Raw genomic sequence first — 387 nt, forward strand, 5'->3', positions numbered from 1 at the left:
GCCGATAATCCAGGCGGCCCAAGCGAGGCTGTCAGGCGGGTGCGGGTTTCTCAGCCGCTTGCTTTGGGCTTCGAGGTTGCGATTGAGGGCGGCAAGTGTAGCGACTTCCCCAGCATTGAAGGCAATTCGGACAGACTGGTTGTCGCGACCATCGCGCGCCTGCACAAGCTGAAGGGAGATGACTGCCGCCTTGGCCGCGATCGCGACCAGCTTGAGAAGCCGCTCGGCGGTCCCGATCTGACTGTCTTCGAGCTTGAGGCCTTGTGTCTTCAAGATGCGGAAGAACTGCTCGATCAGCCACCGCCGCTTGTACCATTCGATAATGCGCCAGGCCTCTTCTGCATTCGTCACCGGATGCGTGGTGAGCAGCCGCCAGTGCAGCGGCTC

1 protein-coding gene is annotated in these 387 nt (G+C 61.5%); it reads right to left on the bottom strand.

Annotated elements, in window-relative coordinates; all coding sequences use genetic code 11:
- On the bottom strand, nt 1-387 hold a 387-nt coding region (locus tag OO68_RS48940; protein ID WP_033314730.1), incomplete at both ends, for a transposase.

Source organism: Streptomyces iakyrus, assembly GCF_000717055.1.
Classification (GTDB): Bacteria; Actinomycetota; Actinomycetes; order Streptomycetales; family Streptomycetaceae; genus Streptomyces; species Streptomyces iakyrus.